Raw genomic sequence first — 2,375 nt, 5'->3', positions numbered from 1 at the left:
GCTTCTTCATCAACACGCTCGCCCTTCGCTCCCGCCTGGATGACGGCCCCACCTTCGTGGAGCTGCTGGGCCGCGTGCGTGAGGCCACCCTCGGGGCCTACGCGCACCAGGACATTCCCTTCGAGAAGCTCGTCGAGGAGCTGCAACCCCAGCGCGACCTGAGCCGCTCACCTCTCTTCCAGGTGATGCTCACGCTCCAGAACGCACCTCGCGCGGAGGAAGATGCACGGGCTCATGCCCTGTCCCTGCGCCCCGTTGGCCAGGACGGCAGCACGGCCGCGAAGTTCGACCTCAGCTTCGTCTTCACACACTCGCCCCAGGGGCTGGCTGGCTCCGTCACCTACAGCACCGCCCTGTTCCGCGAGGACTCCATCCGCAGGCTCGTTAGCCACCTGCGCGTGCTGCTGGAGGCCATCGTCCTGGATGCCGGGCAGCAGGTGTCCGCGCTGCCGCTCATGGAAGAGGCCGAGCGTCGGCAGGTGCTGGTGGACTGGAACGCGACGGCGACCGACTTCCCGCGCGATGCCACGCTGCATGGCCTCATCGAGGCGCAGGTGGAGCGCACGCCGGATGCGGTGGCACTTGAGTTCGAGGGCCGCACGCTGACGTACCGGAAGCTGGACGCGCGGGCCAACCAGCTTGCGCATGCCCTCATCGCGCAGGGCGTGGGGCCCGAGGTCCGCGTCGGCCTCCTGCTGGAGCGCTCCCTGGAACTCGTCGTCGCCCTGCTCGCAACACTGAAAGCCGGCGGCGCCTACGTCCCCTTCGACCCCGCCTACCCCGCCCAGCGCCTCACCTGGATGCTGGAGGACGCGCGTCCCGCCGTCCTACTGGCTCAGGAGCACCTGCTCTCGCGCCTGCCCGCGCATGAGGCTCGGGTGCTGTGCCTGGACACGCAGTGGGAGGCCCTCGCCCTCCAGCCCCGGCACGCCCCGCCGCCGCGCGCCACCGCCGACGGTCTGGCCTACGTCATCTTCACCTCCGGCTCCACCGGCCGCCCCAAGGGCGCCATGAATACTCATGGCCCCGTGGTGAACCGCCTGCGGTGGATGCAGTCCGCTTACGACTTGCGTCCTCACGACGTCGTCTTGCAGAAGACGCCCTTCAGCTTCGACGTCTCCGTCTGGGAGTTCTTCTGGCCCCTCATGACGGGAGCGCGCCTTGTCGTCGCTCGACCCGGTGGACACCAGGAGCCCGCCTACTTGGCGCGCCTCATCTCCGAGGCGGGCGTCACCACGCTGCACTTCGTGCCCTCCATGCTCCAGGTGTTCCTGGAGGAGCCGGGGCTGGAGGCCTGCACGTCGCTGCGTCGCGTGGTGTGCAGCGGTGAAGCCCTGCCAGTGGAGCTGGCCGAGCGCTGCCTGCGGCGGCTGCCGTGGGCCGGACTGCACAACCTCTACGGACCCACCGAGGCCGCCGTCGACGTCACCTTCCACCAGTGCCTGCCGGGTGAGTCTCGTCGCTCGGTGCCCATTGGCCGGCCCGTGGCCAATACCCAGATTCGCCTGCTGGACTCCCGCATGGAGCCCGTGCCCGTGGGCGTCCCTGGAGAGCTCTTCATCGGCGGCGTGCAGGTGGGGCGCGGCTACCTGGGACGTCCGGAGCTGACGGCCGAGCGCTTCATCCCGGATGCCTTCAGCGACACGCCGGGCGCGCGGCTGTACCGCACGGGCGACGTGGCTCGCTGGCTGCCCGACGGCGCCATCGAGTACGTGGGGCGTGCGGACTTCCAGGTGAAAGTGCGCGGCCTGCGCATCGAGCTGGGGGAGATTGAGGCCTCGCTGGAGCAGCACCCCGGCGTTCAGCAGGCGGTGGTGGTGGCCCGTGAGGATGCGACGGGCGACAAGCGACTCGTCGCCTACGTCGTTCCCGCCTCCGCGAGCCTCGACATCCCCACCGTGCGCGAGGCCCTGCGGCAGCGGGTGCCCGAGTACATGGTGCCATCCGCCTTCGTCGCGCTGGAGGCCCTGCCGCTGACTCCCAGCGGCAAGCTCGACCGCAATGCGCTTCCCGCGCCGGAGGTATCCGCGCGGGACCAGGCGTCTTACTCGCCCCCAAGCACGCCCACCGAGGAAGTGCTCGCCACCCTCTGGTCCGGCGTGCTCCGTGCGGATCGCATTGGACGTGAGGACGACTTCTTCGCGCTCGGTGGCCACTCCCTTCTCGCCACGCAACTCGTCTCTCGGATCCGCTCCGCCTTCAGTGTCGAACTGCCCCTGCGCGCCCTCTTCGAAACCCCCACGCTCTCCCGCCTCGCCCTCCGCGTGGAGGAAGCCTTGCAGGCCGCGGAAGGCACCGCCCTGCCTCCGCCGGGCGCCATCGCCCGGGGCGACGAAGCGCCCCTCTCCTTCGCGCAGCAGCGGCTGTGGTTCCTG

The 2,375-nt window shown here is 70.1% G+C and carries 1 protein-coding gene; it reads left to right on the top strand.

Annotation, left to right across the window (positions count from 1 at the left end):
- Positions 1 to 2,375 (top strand): non-ribosomal peptide synthetase (locus AABA78_RS38710; protein ID WP_338270568.1); only part of this gene is annotated, 2,375 nt, incomplete at both ends.

The sequence above is a fragment of the Corallococcus caeni genome (assembly GCF_036245865.1).
In the GTDB taxonomy this organism is placed as follows: domain Bacteria; phylum Myxococcota; class Myxococcia; order Myxococcales; family Myxococcaceae; genus Corallococcus; species Corallococcus caeni.
This window is presented reverse-complemented; position numbering and strand designations above follow the sequence as displayed.